The 19088-nt window shown below is 64.8% G+C and carries 13 protein-coding genes; 4 read left to right on the forward strand and 9 right to left on the reverse strand.

The window, feature by feature from the left end; translation table 11 throughout:
- Positions 1–165 precede the first annotated feature (165 nt).
- Positions 166–2931, forward strand: a complete 2766-nt coding sequence (locus HKW67_RS14085) for a PAS domain-containing hybrid sensor histidine kinase/response regulator (protein ID WP_171225985.1) — start codon at positions 166–168, stop codon at positions 2929–2931.
- 16 nt (positions 2932–2947) lie between these two features.
- Here the strand turns inward: HKW67_RS14085 and HKW67_RS14090 are convergent, their stop codons facing one another.
- From HKW67_RS14090 to HKW67_RS14105, 4 genes are all read right to left on the reverse strand, one after another.
- Positions 2948–3367: a hypothetical protein gene (locus HKW67_RS14090; RefSeq protein WP_171225986.1), complete on the reverse strand. Its 420-nt coding sequence runs from the start codon at positions 3365–3367 to the stop codon at positions 2948–2950.
- Positions 3368–3573: 206 nt separating this feature from the next.
- A complete protein-coding gene (locus HKW67_RS14095) occupies positions 3574–4173 on the reverse strand; it encodes a hypothetical protein (protein ID WP_171225987.1) in 600 nt (199 codons plus the stop codon).
- Positions 4174–4191: 18 nt separating this feature from the next.
- Positions 4192–5502, reverse strand: coding sequence for a M20/M25/M40 family metallo-hydrolase (locus HKW67_RS14100; RefSeq protein WP_171225988.1), 1311 nt, complete (start codon positions 5500–5502; stop codon positions 4192–4194).
- A gap of 17 nt (positions 5503–5519) precedes the next feature.
- Positions 5520–7244, reverse strand: coding sequence for an amidase family protein (locus tag HKW67_RS14105; RefSeq protein ID WP_171225989.1), 1725 nt, complete (start codon positions 7242–7244; stop codon positions 5520–5522).
- 101 nt (positions 7245–7345) lie between these two features.
- Here HKW67_RS14105 and HKW67_RS14110 point away from each other — a divergent pair, with 101 nt between their 5' ends.
- Positions 7346–9628, forward strand: a complete 2283-nt coding sequence (locus tag HKW67_RS14110) for a carbohydrate binding family 9 domain-containing protein (protein WP_171225990.1) — start codon at positions 7346–7348, stop codon at positions 9626–9628.
- Positions 9628–10842: an alpha/beta hydrolase gene (locus HKW67_RS14115; protein WP_171225991.1), complete on the forward strand. Its 1215-nt coding sequence runs from the start codon at positions 9628–9630 to the stop codon at positions 10840–10842. Before HKW67_RS14110 ends, HKW67_RS14115 begins: the two co-directional genes overlap by 1 nt.
- A gap of 729 nt (positions 10843–11571) precedes the next feature.
- Here HKW67_RS14115 and HKW67_RS14120 read toward each other — a convergent pair.
- The 5 genes from HKW67_RS14120 to HKW67_RS14140 all read right to left on the reverse strand — a co-directional run bounded on the left by HKW67_RS14120 (position 11572) and on the right by HKW67_RS14140 (position 14850).
- On the reverse strand, positions 11572–12144 hold the full coding sequence (locus HKW67_RS14120; protein ID WP_171225992.1) for a pentapeptide repeat-containing protein: 573 nt from the start codon (positions 12142–12144) through the stop codon (positions 11572–11574).
- Between the two features lies 1 nt (position 12145).
- A complete protein-coding gene (locus tag HKW67_RS14125; protein ID WP_171225993.1) occupies positions 12146–13381 on the reverse strand; it encodes a selenium-binding protein SBP56-related protein in 1236 nt (411 codons plus the stop codon).
- 22 nt (positions 13382–13403) lie between these two features.
- Positions 13404–13862, reverse strand: coding sequence for a YaiI/YqxD family protein (locus HKW67_RS14130; protein WP_171225994.1), 459 nt, complete (start codon positions 13860–13862; stop codon positions 13404–13406).
- A 130-nt stretch (positions 13863–13992) separates the two neighbouring features.
- Positions 13993–14454, reverse strand: coding sequence for a fasciclin domain-containing protein (locus HKW67_RS14135; RefSeq protein ID WP_206044431.1), 462 nt, complete (start codon positions 14452–14454; stop codon positions 13993–13995).
- A 201-nt stretch (positions 14455–14655) separates the two neighbouring features.
- Entirely contained in the window at positions 14656–14850 is a 195-nt protein-coding gene (locus tag HKW67_RS14140; protein ID WP_171225995.1) for a hypothetical protein, read from the reverse strand.
- A 211-nt stretch (positions 14851–15061) separates the two neighbouring features.
- Between HKW67_RS14140 and HKW67_RS14145 the strand changes: the two genes are divergently transcribed.
- Entirely contained in the window at positions 15062–19078 is a 4017-nt protein-coding gene (locus tag HKW67_RS14145) for an AAA family ATPase (RefSeq protein ID WP_171225996.1), read from the forward strand.
- The last annotated feature ends 10 nt before the right edge of the window (positions 19079–19088 follow it).

Raw genomic sequence — 19088 nt, forward strand, 5'->3', positions numbered from 1 at the left:
CGTGAATCTCCGTTCAGGGTGACGGAATTCCGCTTTGCCCTACTGGATGAAACCGTATTCCGAGTCGATAATACACAGAAGGGCCAGTTCTCACTGAGACGGGCTCGCCGATGTTTCGACGGGATGACCCGCCGGAATCGGATCTCCATTTCCATCGGGATCCTCATGACGATCGACGCTCGGCTCGCCTCCGCAGACGACACAGTCGTCGTCCCCGCCGGCGGCTTGATCATGAATTCCGATGGGTTTGCCTTTGGGCCGGCGTTCGCAGCGGCGCTCGAGGTACTGCCCGCGCACCTGACCATATTGGATGCGCGTGGCACCATCCTGTACGTGAACGAGGCATGGCGTCGCTTCGCCGCGGACAATGCACTGCGGAGCCAGGATTTCTGCGTCGGACAGAACTACCTCACGGTGTGCGAGACTGCGAACGGCGACAGTTCGGATGGTGCCGCCAGCGCCGCAGCGGGCATCCGCGCGGTGCTCACTGGCGAGCTGCCCAGGTTCGTGCTGGATTATCCCTGTCATGGGCCGGACGAACCACGCTGGTTTCGTTTGTTGGTCGCACCCGTGCGCGAGGACAAGGTCGTCGGCGCCGTGGTCATGCACGTCGACATCACCGGACCGGAACAGGACGCGCACGCCCTGCGTGTCGCCGAACGGGTGGCGCGAGAGAGCGAACAGCGACTGAGTTTTGCGCTGGAGGCGGCCGATATCGGCGACTGGAGTCTCGACCTGCGCACGAATCTGGCGCATCGTTCGCTGCGGCACGATCAGTGTTTCGGCTACACCGCGCTACTGCCGGAGTGGAGCTACGACACATTTCTCGCGCATATCGATCCGGCCGATCGCGCGAGCGTGGACAGCAGTTTCAAGCGGGCGCTGGCTGGCGCCGGCGAGTACAACGACGAATTCAAAACCACGTGGCCCGACGGGTCCGTACACTGGCTGTGGACGCGCGGACGGGTGTATTTCGATGACCTCGGCGCACCGATCCGGATGGCCGGCATCGTCGTCGACATCACGGAGCGCAAACGCTCGCAGATGACCGAGCAGTTGGCCGTCGATCGGTTGAATGAGGCGCAGCGCATTGCCAAGATTGGCGATTGGTCGTGGGAGATTACCACGCAGCAGATCACTTGGTCGGCACAGGTCTTCGAGATCATGGGCCGCGATCCGTTGGCGGGTCCTCCGAGCGGCCCCGACGAGTTGGCCTCCGTGTATGATGCCAGCAGCCTGCGCATTCAGCAGGAGCATATTGTCGCCGCGATCTCCAGCGGCGAGCCGCAAGAGTACGAGCTGGTGATCATTCGACCGGACGGTGAGCAAGTCTTTACCCAGGTCATGGCGCTCCCCCGCAAGGACGATACCGGGAAGGTCGTCACGCTGTACGGCACAATTCAGGATATCAGCGAACGCAAGCGGGCAGAGATGGATGCGGTACGACTCGCGAGCATCGTCGCGTCGTCCGACGACGCGATCATTGGCAAGACCCTGAACAGCACGGTCACGAGCTGGAATCGCGGCGCGCAGAAGATCTTCGGGTATACCGCGGAGGAGATGGTCGGACACTCAATCCTGCGGATCATTCCGACAGACCGCCTGGACGAAGAGGAGCACATCATCGGCAGCGTGTCGCGCGGCGAGAGCGTGGAACACTTCGAAACGCAGCGACTCACCAAGGACGGTCGGCAGATCGACGTATCGATCACCGCGTCGCCAATCCTCGATGCGACGGGCACGGTGCTCGGCGTGTCGAAGGTGGCGCGGGATATTTCCGAGCGGAAGAAGCTTGAGCAGCAGTTCCTGCGTGCGCAGCGCATGGAAAGCATCGGCACGCTGGCCGGTGGTATCGCGCACGATCTGAACAACGTGCTGGGGCCGATCATGCTGTCACTCGAGCTGCTGAAGATGTCGTTTCCGGACGCCGAGAGCCAGGAACTGATCGGCGTCATCGAGGGGAGTGCGCGTCACGGCTCGGCGATGGTGAAGCAAGTGCTGTCGTTTGCACGCGGCGTGGAGGGACAGCGGCTCGAGATCGATGTGGTGGATTTGCTCCATGACATCGAGAAAATCAGCAAGGACACCTTCCTCAAGCACATCGAAACGCGCACCATCGTGCCACCGGAGCTGTGGCGAGTGGTTGGCGATCCCACGCAGTTGCATCAGGTGTTGCTGAACTTGTGCGTGAACGCACGCGACGCCATGCCGGATGGCGGCACGCTCACCATCGCGGCCGACAATGTCGCCATCGACGCGCACTACGCCGGTGTGAATCTCGATGCGAAGGCCGGCTTGTACGTGGTGTTGCGTGTCGAGGACAGCGGCACCGGCATACGACCCGATGTGCTCGAACGGATCTTCGATCCCTTCTTCACGACCAAGGAGATCGGTAAGGGCACCGGCCTCGGCCTCTCCACATCGATGGCCATCGTGAAGAGTCATGGTGGATTCATTCGCGCCTACAGCGAGCTGGGACGCGGCTCGAAATTCAACGTCTACATTCCGGCGCGCGTCGAGGCGACGGCTGAGCGTGGCGTACCGGTCTCCGAGCTGCCGCGCGGTCACGGTGAACTCGTGCTCGTGGTCGACGACGAACCAGCCGTCCGCCAGATCACGCAGCAAACCCTCGAGGCCTTCGGCTATCGCGTGGTGGTGGCGGTCGACGGCGCCGACGCGGTGGCTACATACGCGCAGCGCAGCGGCGAGATCGCGGTGGTGCTGACCGACATGATGATGCCGGTGATGGACGGACCGGCCACGATCCGTGTGCTGCGCAAGATGAATCCGGCCGTGCGCATCGTTGCCGCCAGCGGTTTGGACGCAAATGCACACGGCGTAGGACTCGGCATCTCATACTTCTTGCCGAAACCCTACGCCGCTGATCGCCTGCTCACCACGTTGCGACAGATTCTCGCCGACCGCCGGTAGCGACGGTCTGGAACGGTCAGGCTGTCTTGTGCTTGGCCAGACGCGGGAACCAATTCAACAGCTTCACCGCGGCGACGATCTCGGGGCGCAGCGTCCAGCGCGTCTGCGGGGCTTCCGCGCCACCTTCGGCGAACGTCGCGAACACCGACGCCTGCGGCTCCTTGGGCGGGACGGTGTACAGCAGGCGTCCGGCCAGCTTCGCGCCAAACCGGCCGTAGTTGAGATTGACGGCACCCGGCTTCTCGAAGCCGGCCGCTTCGGCGAGTTCGACGGTCGTGAGCGTGTAGTCGGGGGCCAGGCAATGCGCGCGAAGCATGCTCCACTGCGCATCGGAAATCGTGTTGGCGACATACAACAGTCGCAGCGCCTTGTGGTACTCGGTCGACGTCGGGATGGACGCGGGCGTCGGCGCGGGTGTGGCAGCAGCGGTGGTCACAAGCAAATCTCCTGAAAGAGAGCACAGCCGCGCGCAGGAGATCGCCGCCGTCACATCGCACACATCGCGTCAACCCGCAGACGGACGGGGGTGTTCATACAAGTCCTTACCCTTGGAACATCCCCTGAATTCGTCTGTGGCGCAACGGGCGAGCGTCGAATCGGGTGCGGTTTCTGTCCCGTTGCATCACGAAGCCCCGATTCCTGTCACAATTGTGCTGTTTTCAACCGTACCAGCAGCTCCAGCACGTCGGTAAAGTCGGTTGGCGTCAGGACGAGATTCGGCGTGATGTCGTTGCTGAACTCGAGGGTATGCCAATCCTTGTCGAATTGCAGCTGTGGCGTGCCGAGCATGGCCAGCACGCCGGCGATCCCTGATGCCTCAAGTTTGGCGCGAAGGGCGTCATTCTCTCGACAGCTGACCTGCCAGCCGTCGCGACCGAGGCCGAAGATCTTCGTGTCGTGATAGATGCGCCAGTCGTGCACGCCCGGCACGTCTTTCAGCGTGATCGAGAAGTAGTTGTAGCGTCCTGTATCACTGTGCTCGTATTGCCGGCGTTGCGGCTCCATGTGCGCGTGCACCGCGTGTCCCTTGTACGTACCGTGCAGGGAGCTGGATGCGGCCGCCCCCTTGTCGAACACGACGGTGCCGTGCAACAGCGGCACAAGCGGGGCCCAGGCTCGCGCATACTTTCGGTTGGTGATGGCACTCATGGTCCGTCCGATCACATAGGCGACGCCCATAAACCCGGCCAATACGACCGAGCCGAAAATGATGTCGGTGGTCGAGACGTCGCCCTGGATCATTCGGCCCTCATTCGGTGATCACGGAACGATCTTGGCGGGCGGCACGATCTTGATGCCATCGGCGAACGTGGCCGTGAGCAGATAGAGCAACTTGGTCGACGGCAGCGCACTCGACGCCAGCGCGAACTCGGTGAGCTGGTGTGCACCACTGGCCTTTGAACCACCGATGGCGATGCTCGGAATCTTGCGCACCACGCCGGGGTTGGCGTCGGTGGCACCGGTGGCCACGGCCTCCGACGCCCCCGGCATGCCCGGGGTCATGCCCAGCGCGCGATTGATGTCGACCGCGGTCTGCACAATCGGATGCGCGCGCGCACCTTCGAGCTGCTTCTCGGTGCCACCGGCTCCGCTCTTCTGCTCGATCTCGATCTTGAGTCCGACCTTCTGCTCCGCCGCCACTTCCTGCGTGATACGCGTGATCGTGCGGTCGAGCGAGTCGAGCAGCACCGGATCCGAACTGCGCAGATCCACCGTGAAGTACAGTTCCTGAGGCACGGCGTTGAAGATGTTGCCACCGTGGATCTGTCCGATGTTCATCACGGCGCCATTGGGCAGCGCGTCGAACTGCAGCTGGTACAGCCGATCGATCGCCTTGGCCACGGCTTTCACCGGCGTCGGGATGCCGCGCGACGACAGCGTGTGCGCTCCGGGATGCGTGAACACGAACTTGGTCCAGTAGATGCCAAGCGCGCCGTACGCCACGCTGCCGTACGCGCCATCCGGCACGATGAGCAGGTCGGGCTTCGGGTTGTGCTGCAGCCAGTACTCCATGCCCTTCAGGCCGAGTTCTTCCTGCACCGTGCCGATGAAGATGATGTCGCCTTTGCTGGTGAACTTGGTGGCGTTCATCACGCGCAACGTGGACAGCATGTTCGCCACCGACGCCGTGTTGTCACCGACGCCCGGCGCGAACAGCGTGTCGCCCGAGCGGCGCACCTTGGTGTTCGTTTCCGGCGGGAACACGATATCGGTGTGCGCCGCGATCACGATGGTGGGGCCACCACCGGTGCCTTTGCGCACGCCGGTCACATTGCCGATGGAATCAACCGACACCTTGAGGCCCTCCTTCTCGAACACCGCCTTCACGTACGCCCCACGCTGCTGCTCGAGCCGCGACTTGCCGGGCATTTCGGCAATACGGATCCACTCGTCGACCTGACTCGGGAAGCGCTGCTCGAGCATCGCCATCGCCGACTTCACGTCGGCGCGCTTGAGCAGTTCCGGATTCCAACTGGTCGGATAAGTCTGCGCGGCCAACGGCTGAACCAGTGGCTGCGACAATGACAGCGCGGCCGCAGCGACCGTGAGGAACACAAGAGAGCGACGCATGAGAGAAGAGGTAGAAGTTACGGAAACAGCGGCGGACGTACGCGCTTGTTCGTGGCCTGCTCGAAGGCATACGCCAACCCGACTAGGGTAGGCTCACCGCACGCCGACGCGGTGAAGCTCACACCGAACGGTGCAGGACGCGGCGAGAAGCCATCGGGGAACGCCTGCGCACCCTGCCCCTGCGCCACGGGCAGCAGGGCATACGGAACGGTAATGGTAGGATAGCCGGGGCGCGCGCCGATGTTTGCGCTGCTGGCGCCGGGGAAGAGCAAGGCGTCGAGCTGGTGCGCTTTCATGGCGGCGTCGATGCCGTTGGTGGCCGACAGCAGGATGTCCTTGCGACGGTCGGCTTCGTAGCGTACCCGGTCGGCCTGCACGTCCATCTCATCGGAGATGTCGAGCAGCGCTTGTCCGTATTTGATCGCGCCGGCCCGCTGGTGCGCGATGTTCCACTGACGCAGTCCCAGCAACGACTTCACGGGCGCCCGGTCGCCGAGGAGCGCAAGCCAGGCGTTGAAATCACGCTTCATGCCGTATTTGAAGGCGATCGAGCAGTCGGCGTCGCGTCCCTTGGCTTGTTCGAGGCCGCTGCAGGGATTCCAGTTCAGGAAGTTGTTGGCCGGCACGGGCTCGACGACGCTCGGGATGTCCGCCGGATCGACGATGACGGCGCCCTGCGCCTTGAGTACAGCGATGACTTCGTCCATCGCCGTCTTCTGGGCGGCATTGAGCCCGCCGCGCGGCGTGCTGCTGCCGCCGGCCGGCGGAACGGTCGGCTCGTAGAAGAAGGCGCGAGGGATCCCGATACGGGCGCCCTTGAGCTTGTCGGCGCCGAGAAAGGCCGTGTAGTCGTTGCGTGGCGGCGGAGTGCACACCTTCGTCGCCGCGTCGTTCGCATCGGGCATGGTGCCTTCTAGCGCGCCCAACATGATCGCGGCATCGCGTACGGTGCGCGTCATCGGTCCGGGCGTGTCCTGATCGGCGGTGATGGGAATCACGCCGTAGCGGCTCACGCGCCCCACCGTGGGCTTGATGCCCACCAGAAAGTTCTGCTGCGCCGGACTGAGAATCGATCCTGACGTTTCGGTGCCGACGTTGCCGGCCCAGAAGCTCACGTTGGTGCCCACGCCCGAGCTCGAGCCGCCGGTGTTCATCACGGGACGTCCATCGAACGTGGCGTCGCGCGGATCGCGCCGCGGGTCCCACGGGTTCATGCCGTAGCCGGTGAGCCCGGTGTAGTTGCCGGGCATACCGGTGGCGGTCCAATTGGCGAGTTCGGTGAGCTGCGTCTTGGCGATGATGATGGCGCCGGCCGCCTTGAGGTTGCGCGTGACCGTGGCGTCGTAGTTCGGCATCAGATCGGCGAACGCGAGCGCCCCACCGGACGTCGCCATCTCGGTGGTCTGGATGTTGTCCTTGAGGGCAATCGGAATGCCGTGCAGCGGACCACGGATGCGCCCGGCCGCACGCTCGCGATCGAGCGAGTCGGCGATCGCCAGCGCCTGCGGGTTCACCGTGATCACGGCGTTCAGTTTGTCTTCGTACGTCGCGATGCGCGAGAGATACTGCAGCACGATCTCGCGCGACGTGATTCGCTTCTGCTCGAGCGCCGTGCGCAGATCGGCGAGACTCGTTTCGACGACGGAAATCGGCGCCGACGCCGGCTTCCGTTGCGACACGAGCGCGCACGGGGTAACCGCGAGGGTCGTGATGATGCCGATGACGACGGGTACCGCTCGCATGCCTACTCTCGGTCATGAAGTGAAGTTCGAAACCAGCTGCCCCGACTGGTACAATGCGCTCGTATTGCCTTCCCGGCAATGCGACGCCAGATATCGTCGCTATGCGCTCTTTCCCCCGCTGGACGTGCTTCGCACTCGTCGTCGCCATTGCGCCACTAGGCGCGCAGAACACCGAATCCCAGCGCCCCGATGCGCCGCGCCCTCCACGCATTCTCTTCGAGCGCGGGCTCACGCTCGACGGCGTGTTGAACGAATCGGCGTGGTCGCAGACGGATAGTCTGACCGCCTTCACCCAGCGCGATCCGCGCCAAGGCGAGGCCGTCAGCGAGCGCACGGTGGTCCGCTTCGTCGGATCCCCGGAAGGACTCTGGGTCGGCATCTGGGCCTTCGATCGCGACCCCTCTGGCATCAGGCGCACACAGCTGCGACGCGACGCCGACCTTGGCGCCGACGACAACGTGTCGGTGATGCTATCGCCGACCGCCGACAAGCGCACCGCCTTTCTGTTTACGATCAACCCCAACGGCGCCCTGAACGACGCCGAAGTGTTGAGCTTTGAAGGAGAGTCACGCGAGTGGGACGGCATCTGGGATGGACGCGCGCGCGTCACCGCCGACGGATGGCAGGCCGAGATGATGATTCCGTGGCAAACGCTCCGCTATCGTCCGATCGACGCCGACGCGGCCGCCGATGCCTGGGACATCAACGTGCGGCGCTACATTCGCCGCAAGAATGAATCAGCGCTCTGGTCGGCGTGGAAGCGCACCGAGGGCATCCGCTTTCTCGAACGGGCGGGAGCACTCACTGGCTTCAAAGAGGCCGTCAAAGTGCTTGAAGACGGTCTCCCACGTCGCGCGTTCGCGGAAGTGCGCCCGTATGTGTTCTCGAGCGGCGCGCTCACGGAGCGCAGCGTCGGTGACGATGGCGCGCTCCGGGCCACGCGCGATCCCGGCTTCCGCGGGACGGCCGGTCTTGATGCCAAACTGGCGCCCACACCCACGCTGACACTCGATCTCACCGCGAACGCCGATTTCGCACAGGCCGAAGTCGATCGACAGGTGGTGAACCTCACGCGCTTCTCGATCTTCTTTCCGGAGCAGCGCACCTTCTTCACCGAGGGCGCCGGCATCTTCCAGTTCGGCCGTCAGGGACAAACGCAGCTGTTCTACAGTCGTCGCATCGGCTTGGGAAGCAACGGTGTGCCGATCCCGTTGCAGGGCGGCGCCCGTCTCACCGGTCGACTGGGGCGCCAACAGGTCGGCTTCCTTACCACGCACACGGGCGGCGACAATCCCTCCACCGCCGCGGTCGCGCGAATCAAGCGCGACATCCTCGGCCGGGGCTACGTGGGCGCCATGGCCACGCTGAACACTCCGCGCGACGGCGCCGCGAGCGGCTCGGGCGGACTCGATGTCACGCTCCCCTACGTTATTCGCGATCAGAACCTCGTGCTTCTCGCGAATGCGGCGGTCGACGGTGGCAAGGCCGAGGGCGATCCGTACTATGTGCGCGCGATGGTCGACTTCCCCAACGATATTGCCGATATCGCCCTGCGCGTTGACCGTGTGGGTCAGGGCTTCAATCCGGACCTGGGCTTCGTGCAGCAGCGGGGCATCACGCGCACGAGTTGGCAAACGGAGTTCACCCCACGCCCATCGGCGTTGGGCGCGATCGGACGTCCCTTCGCGGCGATGCATGTGCGGCAGTTCAAGTTCAACCTGCTGGGCGGCGACTTGGTGCGCACGATGGGGCAGACTACCGGTCTCTCGGGCCTCTCGAATGGCCGGCTCAGCACATCGCCATTCGGACTGGAGTTCGACAGCGGTGATGAAATCTCGGTGGAGTTCACGCGGTCCTACGACGCGCCCCAGGACGACTTCGACCTGTTCGACGACGCCGTTATCGAAGCCGGTCGCTACACCTGGAACCGCGCCGAGTTGGATGTGCAGTCGTCGAGTGCCAGAACGATTGGCGTCGACTTCACGGTGTCGCGCGGCGGCTTCTATGCAGGGCGCTCGTCGGAACTGGAGCTGAGCGTGCGAGGGCGGTTCGCGCCACACGTGAACGTGAGCGTCGATTACAACCGCACGGCGGCATCGCTGACGCTGGTGGACAGCACGGTGCGCTTCGTCGCCCAGACGGCGCGACTCCGTCTCGATGTGGCCACGAGCCCGCGTCTGAACTCGACGTTGTTTGCGCAATGGGACAACGAGTCACATCGCGGAGCGCTCAACGCCCGCGTGCGTTGGACCTCGTCCCCCGGCTCCGATCTGTATCTGGTGTGGACCAGCCAATGGCCGACAGACCTACCGAACGGTGTGCCGTGGCGCACGCCGACGCGCGGCACGTTCGTCGCCAAGTACGTGAAGTACTTTCGCGTCTGATGATGCGTCGCGGGCGTGATGTCCTGTTCCGCGTCGCCGCCGGTTTACTCGCCGTCGGCGGCTTCCCGTCCGTCGGCGATGCGCAGGCGCAGACGCCAGCGCGCGTGTTACGCATTGCCTCGACCGTGTTGAACGAAACACGCGCGGTGCATGTGCAGCTGCCGCCGAACTATGCAATGGCACGCCAACGCTATCCGGTGGTGATCCTGCTCGACGGACAGGTGCGCGCGTTTTTCGACCTGGCGGTGGCCAGCACGAATTACAACCTCACGGGAGATGCACAGCGATTCGCGATGCCGCCACAGATCGTGGTCGGCGTGGAGCAGGGCGAACGCAGCATCGATCTCGCCCGCAACGCTGACGCCTTTTATCGCTTTCTCACCACGGAGGTGCTACCGCGCGTCGACCGCGAGTATCGCACGATGCCGTTCCGCACACTGATCGGCCACTCGCTCGGCGCCCGCTTCGCCCTCGCCATGATGTGCCGTACGCCCACGGAGTTCTCGGCCATCATCGCCATCAGCGGGGCGCTTCCGGATTCGTCGCGCGACGAGTCGACCCGCTGCCTGTCGTCTCCGGCGGCCGGTGGAACCGCCACGACGTCACTGCGTCATCTCGTGATATCCGGCGGCTCGCTCGAGCCTCGCACCATGGCCAGCACCGATCGCCTGTTCACCACGCTGCGCGATCGGCTCAGCGCGCAATCCGCACCGGCGTGGCGCATTCATCGCGTCGATGCCACCGGACTCGAACACACGGGCGCGCCGCTGGTGGGCATCCCGATGGGGCTGCGCTTCGTGTTCGACGGCGAGGCTTGGGACCTCCCGCCGTCCATCGCCGACAGCCTGCGCGATCGACTGGGAGATCCCGACGCCCTGCTGGCTGCGGGAGTCGCTGCGGTCTCGGCGCGTATCGGTCAGCCAGTCGCGCCGACGGCCACGTGGATGGCAACGGTGGTGCGCACCTGGCTCGCCCGCCGAGACGCCCGCGCCGCACTGGCAGCGGCCGAACGGCTGGTGCGCGACTATCCCGAGCAGGTGGACAGCCACACGCTCTTGGCCGACGCACGGGAGTTGAACGGCGATCTCGATGGCACGCGCAAGGCCATCACCGCCGCCCTCGACCTGTCGAACCGCATCGCTTGGCACGACGAGCGACAGAAGGCGGCCGTGCAGGCGTTCCTCCGCCGGTCACTCGCCGAGCGCGCGCCGTAACGCCTCCGCGCCGCTGGGATACGAACAGAAACGGCGGTTCGTGCCTGACACGGATACGAACCATGTGATTGGTGTTGTTCAACAACAACTTCATGGGCTCGTGTTCTGCACAGGCATTCGTCGAGGACACGAGGACGATCCGTTGCTATCAGTTCTCATCAGTTCGTATCCGTGTCAGGCTGGAACCGCCGTTTCCCCTGTTCCGCGTGAGCTGGATACGAACGGAAACGGCGGTTCGTGCTTGGCACGGATACGAACCGATAGCAACGGACACTTGGGATTCGTTCCGCGTGTGCGCATGGCATGGTCGCGCGTCACCAACCATGTGATTGGTGCTGTCTTGCAACAATTACATGGGCTCGCGTTCTGTACGGGCATTCATCGAGGACACGGGGACGATCCGTTGCTATCAGTTCTCATCAGTTCGTATCCGTGTCAAGCTGGAACCGCTGTTTCCCCTTTTCCGCATGAGCAGGATACGAACGGAAACGGCGGTTCGTGCTTGACACGGATACGAACCGATCGCAACGGACACAAGGGATCTGCTCCGTGTGCTCTCATGGCATGGTCGCACATTGCCAACCATGTGATTGGTGTTGTTCAACAACAACTTCATAGGCTCGTGTTCTGCACAGGCATTCGTCGAGGACACGGGGACGATCCGTTGCTATCAGTTCTCATCAGTTCGTATCCGTGTCAGGCTGGAACAGTCGTTTCCGTTCCATCGAATCAATCAGCCCGAACGTCGAGCCCCATGGCCTGTACGAGTGACAGCGCCTGCTGCATGTCGATGATCGCCCCCTTGAGCCGCACGCGTGCCGGGTCGAGTGAACTCAGGTCGCTGCCACGCAGGTCGCAGTCCGTAAAATCGGCGCCGTCGAAGTCTGCCCCCGACAGATCCGCGTCGCGGATCGAACCGTCCTGAGCGCGAACCCGCGAGACGTCGGCTTCGCGCAGTCGCGCGCCGCGCACGATCGCGCGCGTGAGGTCGGCACCGGAGAGTCCGACATGCGACCAGTTGCCACCGGTGATCTGCAGCAAGTCGAACGTACAGCGCACGAAGTTGCTGCCCACGAACTTGCACTCCGTAAAGCGCGCGTCGAAGAACGAGCAGCCGTTGAACGTGCAGTTCACGAACGCGGCATCGGTATGCACCGAGCAGTTGAACGTGGCGCGTTGGAAGGTGCAGTCGGTGAACACGGCGCCACGATTCACGACTTCGGTGCAGTCGAGATCGGTGAACTTCACGCCGGTGTGGGTCTGCCCGGAGATGTCCTGTCCTTCCCAGTCGGTTTTCGCCATCTCAGCGGGACCGGCTGAACACGGCGCCGTGCGGAATGCCTGCGCCGTTGCCACCGTGCGGCCACGTGATGTTCTCCATGCGCATGCCGGGCTCGGCGCTTCCCGCCGCGCGGAACCGCTCGTCGAGCGCCAACGCGCCGGTCTTGGCATTGAAGGTGGCCATCAGCACGCGCGTCTTCATGGCCTGATACCCGGTGATGACCACGCGTTCGTGGTTCGGCTCGATACCGATCCAGTGCGGAACATCATCCGGGCCCAGCGTCACACGGCTCACTTCGCGCGGATGCGAGGGATCGGAGACATCGAGACTGACCACCGCGCTCCACGCGGGTACGGTAATGAGATAGTACTGCCCCGCGACCACCGGCACGGCGCAGCTCGTGCCGGCTTTGCGCGGAAACGACGCCACCATGCGCGCGCTCGGCGTCGTACTCAACAATCCGTCCAACAGAAACAGCCCGCAGTTGAACGTCGACACCAGCACTGTCTTGCCGTCGGCCAATACGCGCGGCTCGGCGCTGCGATAGCCCTCGAAGTGCGGCCCGAGCGGCAGCTCGATGGTGCGCTGCAGCGACAGATCAGACAAGCGCCACAGCTGCACATTGCGCGTGGAGTCAGCCTTATCCATGTCGGTCGTGGTGACGACCACGCGATCGAGGTCGCTGAGAATCGCCGCCGAATAGGGACGATCGCTGCGACTGCCCGGCGCGCGATTGGCCGATGATGACCGAACACGCTCGGCGCGCGGCGTCAGCTCGACCAGGCCGCCAGGGGCCATACCCGCCGAGTCGTGCTGCATCTGGAACGTCGACAGCAGATTGCCATTCGGCAGACGCCAGAAGCTGTGCGGATGCATCAACCCGGCAATGTCCCCGAAGTGCGTTTCTACCCGCGGGGCTCGGGGATTGCGCAGGTCGAACACGAACGACTGGCCCGACCGGAAGCCGTTGGCGAACAGGCGCCCGTCGGCCGGCATATCGTGCTCCGTGTGATGCGGACCATTCCCGCGCCCGGGGACCGCGACCGTCGTGACCAGTGCCCCGTAGCGCGCGGCCTTCGGGTTTTCGCGAATGTCGTACACCGCGAGAAAATCCGGCCCACTGCTGTCGGCCGATGCCGTCCAGAGATACAGGTACTCGCTCGAGGCGCGGGCGGGAGCGGGACGCTGGGCGGACAGCGGGATCGCCGACACGACGCCGGCAACAGCGAGGGTCAGCGCACGGCGGGAAGTCAGCATGCGCTGATCTTACCGCGAAGCGTCAGGCGCGCAACGCCTTCGCCAGCACGCGGTCGAGCGCATTCGCGAACTGTTGCTTCTCCCGCGCGCCGTACGTGCCGTGTCCGCCGGTTTCCACACCCGAACCGCGCAGCCCTTCCATGAAATTGCGCACCGAGAGCCGCTCGCCGATGCTCTCCTCGGTGTACAACTCACCGCGCGGGTCGATCACGTAGATACGATTCGGCACCAGAATCGCCGCCAGCGGTATGTCGGCGGTGATCACGACATCGCCGGCCACGGCATGCGATGCGATATAGGCATCGGCCACATCGGCGCCGCCATCCACGCGTACCGCCGACAGCTTGGCGTAGCCGACCGGCAGCACCAGCCGTTGGTTCGCCACCAGGATCGTCTCGAGCGCGAGACGGTCGCAGGCGCGATAGCAGACCTCCTTCACGTCGCGCGGGGCAGCATCGGCGTCGAGCCAGAGTGTAGGCATCCCTGAAGCTACACACAAACAGAGAGCGCAGGGAACAGCGCGCGAATGACATCGCGTGCTGCGCCTCTGCGCTCTCTGTGTACTCCGCGTGATCAGTTCTTCAACAGACCACGCGCAGAACGCCCAGCAGTTACGCGGCCGTCGGCGGCATGATCACCGCATCGATCACGTGGATCACGCCGTTCGTCGCTTCGATGTCAGCCGTGACCACCGTCGCGCCGCCAACCGTCACGCCGTTCGTGGCGTCGACTGCGACGTCCGCACCCTGCACCGTCTTCACGTGCATGGCCTTGCCCGCGATGTCCTTCGAAAGGACCTTGCCCGGCACGACATGATACGTGAGGATCGACACCAGCGTGTCCTTGTTCTCCGGCTTCAGGAGATTCTCCACCGTGCCGGCGGGAAGCTTCGCAAACGCCTCATCGGTCGGGGCGAACACCGTGAACGGGCCCGTACCCTTGAGCGTCTCGCCGAGTCCGGCGGCCGTTACGGCAGCCACGAGCGTGGTGAAACTACCCGCGGCGACCGCCGTGTCGACGATATCATGCAACGCAACGTGGGTCGGGGTCGCGCTTTCAGTCGTGGTCGTCATGTCAGACTCCATCAAACAGCACAATCACAAGTCTGGACTGCATGATTGTCATGCACACGTTCCCGTGATGAACAGTCCGGCGCGTGGCCACGTGCGCCGTGCATGATGACGCCCTGCTCGTGTCACCATGTGTTCATGTTCTCAAGCATCTCGTACGGCCATTGGTGCCCATTTCGGGCACATTCTTTTCAACTGATCGTGCTACTCAGCCGTGTCTTCCGGTGGACGCGCGCCGACGATCTCCGCCTTCTCGCGAAAGGTGACCGTCTTGCCACACTGCGTGCAGATGAAGTTCCCGGTGCGTGCCCCCAGATCGTATTCCCTGGCGAATGCGGGGTGGTCGCAGGGCTTTCCGCCCCACTCCTGCTGGAGGGCAACTGCTCGTTTCTTCTGCATCGGGACGGGCTGAGGGCGAGGTTCAAGGGCACGGACGTGATCTTGAAAGCTATCACGGGAGGTTCCGGCCAGGCGACGCGCCCGGAACTGGCTGATCGGCCCGGCAGTCGGCATACTGGCAAGGACGGCTCGTCCCCGAACGACGCTTGACGCTGCTCTGACGGTCACTGCTGAGGTTTGACGCATGACGGTTTCGGCGAATGCTCTATCAATGGCCTCGACTGACAGGCCTCTGACCCTGACGACGCTCGGCTCCGCCTCCCTCCGCAGCAGCGTCGAGGGAGCCGAGGGGCTCGGTCCGGGTAAGCCGCTGGCGCTGGTGGCCTTTCTTCAGGGTGCGCCGGCGCAAACTGCGTCGCGAGAGCAGCTCATCGAGTTGCTCTGGTCGGACGCCGATCGCGAAAAGAGCCGACACACCCTGCGCCAGACCTTCTGGTACATCCGCCGTCGCCTTGGCGTGGAACTCTTCGAGCATGTCGGCGACACCGTCCGGATCGCGGTCCCCATCGCGTCCGACCGACAGGCGTTTCTCGAGGCGCTCGACGCCGATCAGCTCGACACCGCTCTTCAGCACTATGCGGGCGACTTCTTTCCGGGCTTCGCGGCTCCCGGCGGCGTGGCCTTCGAACAGTGGGCGGATGTCGAGCGCACGCGTTGTCGTTCGCTGTATGTCGGCGCCGTCACGCGTGTCGCGCGCGAATTGCTGTCGAAAGGGCGGGCCCGTGACGCCATGCTGCTCGCTCGGCGCGCGGTCGAACTCGTCGACAATCATCAGGGTGCCTGGCGACTCCTCCTGGAAGGCGCCATGGCGATCAACGACGGCATCAGCCTGACCGTCGAACTGGAGCGGGTGGAGCGCTGGCTCGCCGATCACGACGTCGAACCGGACGCCGCCACGGTGCAGCTTCTCAAGGCAGCACGACAGGGGCGGGGCAGCGCCGTGCAGGCGGTATCGGGAGATGATGAACCGAGAACGCTGTCGACCGAACTGGTCGGACGCGAAGTCGCCTTCGCCGAGCTGGTCGCCGCCTTCGAATCGGCAAAGCGCGGCGTGGCGGGACACGTCCACATTGCCGCACCGGCAGGACTGGGCAAGACGCGGCTGCTGTCCGGCTTCGCCGCACGACTGCGTTCAGCCCGCGCCAGAATCGTGATGGTACACGCGTCGCCAGGCGAACGGGCGCTTCCCTACGCCTTCGCGGCGCAGATCGTGAGGACGCTGGTGACGCATCGTGGTGCGGCAGCGATCTCGCCGGACGCGGCGAGCGCGTTGGTGGCCTTGGCACCTGCCGCGTCGAGCTATCTCAGTGCACAACCCGACAAGAGCAGCGGCGACGAATCACTGCGCCGCCGATCGCTCGCCCTCATCGAACTCGTGGAGTCGGTTGCCCAGGACAGTGCACTCGCGCTGCTCATCGATGACGTGCACTGGGTCGATGCGCAATCGCTGCAGATGCTGGTCTCGCTCGCCGGGCGACTCGACGGCGGCTCGCTGTTACTGGTCACAGCGGCCCGACCGAATGATCGACTCAGCGACCAGACCACGCCTATACGACGCATCGTTCTCGAACCGCTGAGCATCGATGATGTCGGTGCGCTGCTCATGAGTGTCGGCCGCTTGCCGCAGGAGCCGTGGAGCGACCGCTTTGTCCAGGCGTTACATGCTGCGTCGCGAGGTTCACCACTGCTGGTGCTCGAGACGCTGCAATTGATGCTCGAGCGCGGCACGATCGCGCTGAGCGGCGACCAGTGGGTTACGCCGGATCCAGAGCAGCTGGTCGGATCCATCGGCGTCGGTCAGGCGATGCAGCAGCGTATTGCCGCGCTGCCCCCCTCGGCTCGCGACGCGCTGCTACGACTCGCGGTCGCCGGCACGGCGGTGAGCGAATCGACGACGGGACGCCTGTTGGCCGCCGACGGGCAAGAGTCCCTGCCCTTGCTCGAGACCCGTGGCTTTATCGCGCGCGCGGGCGATGCGTGGCAGGTCGCACACGATGAGATCGCGGCGATGGCCATCGCGCTGTCGAGTCAACCCGACCGCGACCGGGCCAATCAAGCCCACGCCGATCTGCTCGAACAGGACGAACACGCCGATACGTCGATCCTGTTGCGTGCCGCGCAGCATCGATCGCGCGCCAACGATCCGGCGGCACTCGACCGCACCTTCGCCCGCGTCGCGCGTCGTGCCCACATCACGGGGGAGCACGCCGCCATGCGCGCATTGGCGCACGAGGTGCTCGGGCCTTCGGCCGAGCCGGCGCGTGTGGAGGAACTCATCGCCCGACTGCCGCGAAGTGTCCGCCATCGGCGTCGGCGCTGGGCGTCGTTCGCCACGCTGCTCCTGGCGGTGGCGGCGCTGATCTTCACGGTACGACCCACGACGTCGATGCCCACGTCTGATGTCGTCGTGACGATGCTGGTGCGTGACGACCGCGGCGCGGCGTTTGCCTCGCTCCCCGTGATGCTGGCGGAGCTGACGCGCAGCGAGCCACTCGATGTCGTGCCCACGACTGCCCCGTTCTCGACATCGGTGCTCGACTCCAACACGGTATTCGATGCACTCGCCTCCGGTGACTTCATCGGTTCGACGCTCACCGCCGCCATCGCGCGCAACGGCACGGATCTCGTGCAACTGTCGCCACCGGATAGAGTGCGGGCGCTCACCACCGCCGCGCACGACCAGACTGGCGCCATCGTGTCACCCGATGGCCAGCGCGTGGCGTACCTGACCGGCGAATGGCATCCGGCACAGCGCGGCGAGATCATGCTGATGAACACCGTCGGCCTACCCGCGCGACGCTTGACGAATACGGATGCCGCCGAGCGCTCACTGGCGTGGAGCCGAGACGGTTCGCGGCTCGCGTTCGTGCGCAGCCATGCATCGGAGCGACCAGCCGATCTGTGCTGGATGACGGTGAGCGGTCAACGCGAATCCTGCCGGCGGCTGCCGTCGGACTATATCCCGGCGGCCGTGTTGGCATGGAGCGGCGACGAGATGGTGCTCGTCATTGCACGGCGGCGCCCGCAGCTCTCCAACGTGCTGATGCTCGTGGACTTTGCGTCGAGCGCGGTCACGCCGCTCGATTCGTCGGGGAGCGACTACACCGCCGATCCTCGCGCGCGCGTCGTGAGCTGTTCGTGCCTGGTATCCGGATATGCCGAACCGGTCACGGCAATCTTCTCGCCGAACACGCCAACGACGAAGCGCGTGATCTTTCGCGACGGGCGGCCACTGGCACCGGGCAGTGTTCCGCTGCGCTTTTGGGGGCGCTCGCAGGACTACCTCGATACGCTACGCATCACCGAATCCGGCCCGATGTACGTCGGGCAGGTCGTTACCCTCACCGTACGCGGGGCTGATGCGGCCGGCCGTCGTCGTGCGGTGCCGGCGCTGCTCACCTGGCGTTCACTCGATACGGCGATCGCTACCATCGATACGACCGGAACCGCGACGATGCGGCGCGCCGGCGTCGCACGCGTGCTCGTGGATCTCGGCGGATGGCGCGCCGACACCGTGCAGCTCACGGTCCGCGAGCCTTCACACGTCGTGGCGCTACGCGAGACGTGGGGGTCGGAATGGGAACAACGCTGGATGAGAGTCGGCGCGCCCTTGCCGACGGTGGCGGGCACACCGGCGACGCTCCGCGTGAATGGCGACGAGCATCTCGACAGCGGTCTGGGGAGCCATGCCACTTTCGTCCCGACGAATGGCGCCGGGGCGGAGGCGCGCGTGCGACTGCCCGTGACGATCGGCCAGTGGCAGTGGCTGAACATTGCGCTCGACCCCATCGCGAGTGACGATGTGGTTCGGCAATGGCCGGCAGGAAACGAGCAATCGGCTCTGCACTCGCTCGGCGGAGAGCGCATTCAGCGATCCTGCCGCGTCCGTCTTCCTCCCGAAGAAGGCGGACAGTACATCGACCTGCTGGCCCTCGAGGTGGCCGGACGTGCCGTACCGGTCTCCCGCACGCCGCGCGTGGCCGATGGTGAATGGCACACGTTGGTCCTGCAACTGTTCTCGGATGGTCGCTGCGCGCTCGCGATCGACGGGATACTGGTCGCCCGATCGAAGCACGCGGTACAACTCGACCGGCCACTGCGGGTGTGGATCTCCGGTCAGTCGGTGGGGACCACGCTGGAGGTCGGGAGCGTCATCGCGTGGACCGGCGTACGGTCCGACATTGCGTGGACCCCGGGCAAGGCAGCACGCCCGGCGGGCACGCGATAACGATATGCGC

The organism is Gemmatimonas groenlandica, assembly GCF_013004105.1.
GTDB classification, from domain to species: domain Bacteria; phylum Gemmatimonadota; class Gemmatimonadetes; order Gemmatimonadales; family Gemmatimonadaceae; genus Gemmatimonas; species Gemmatimonas groenlandica.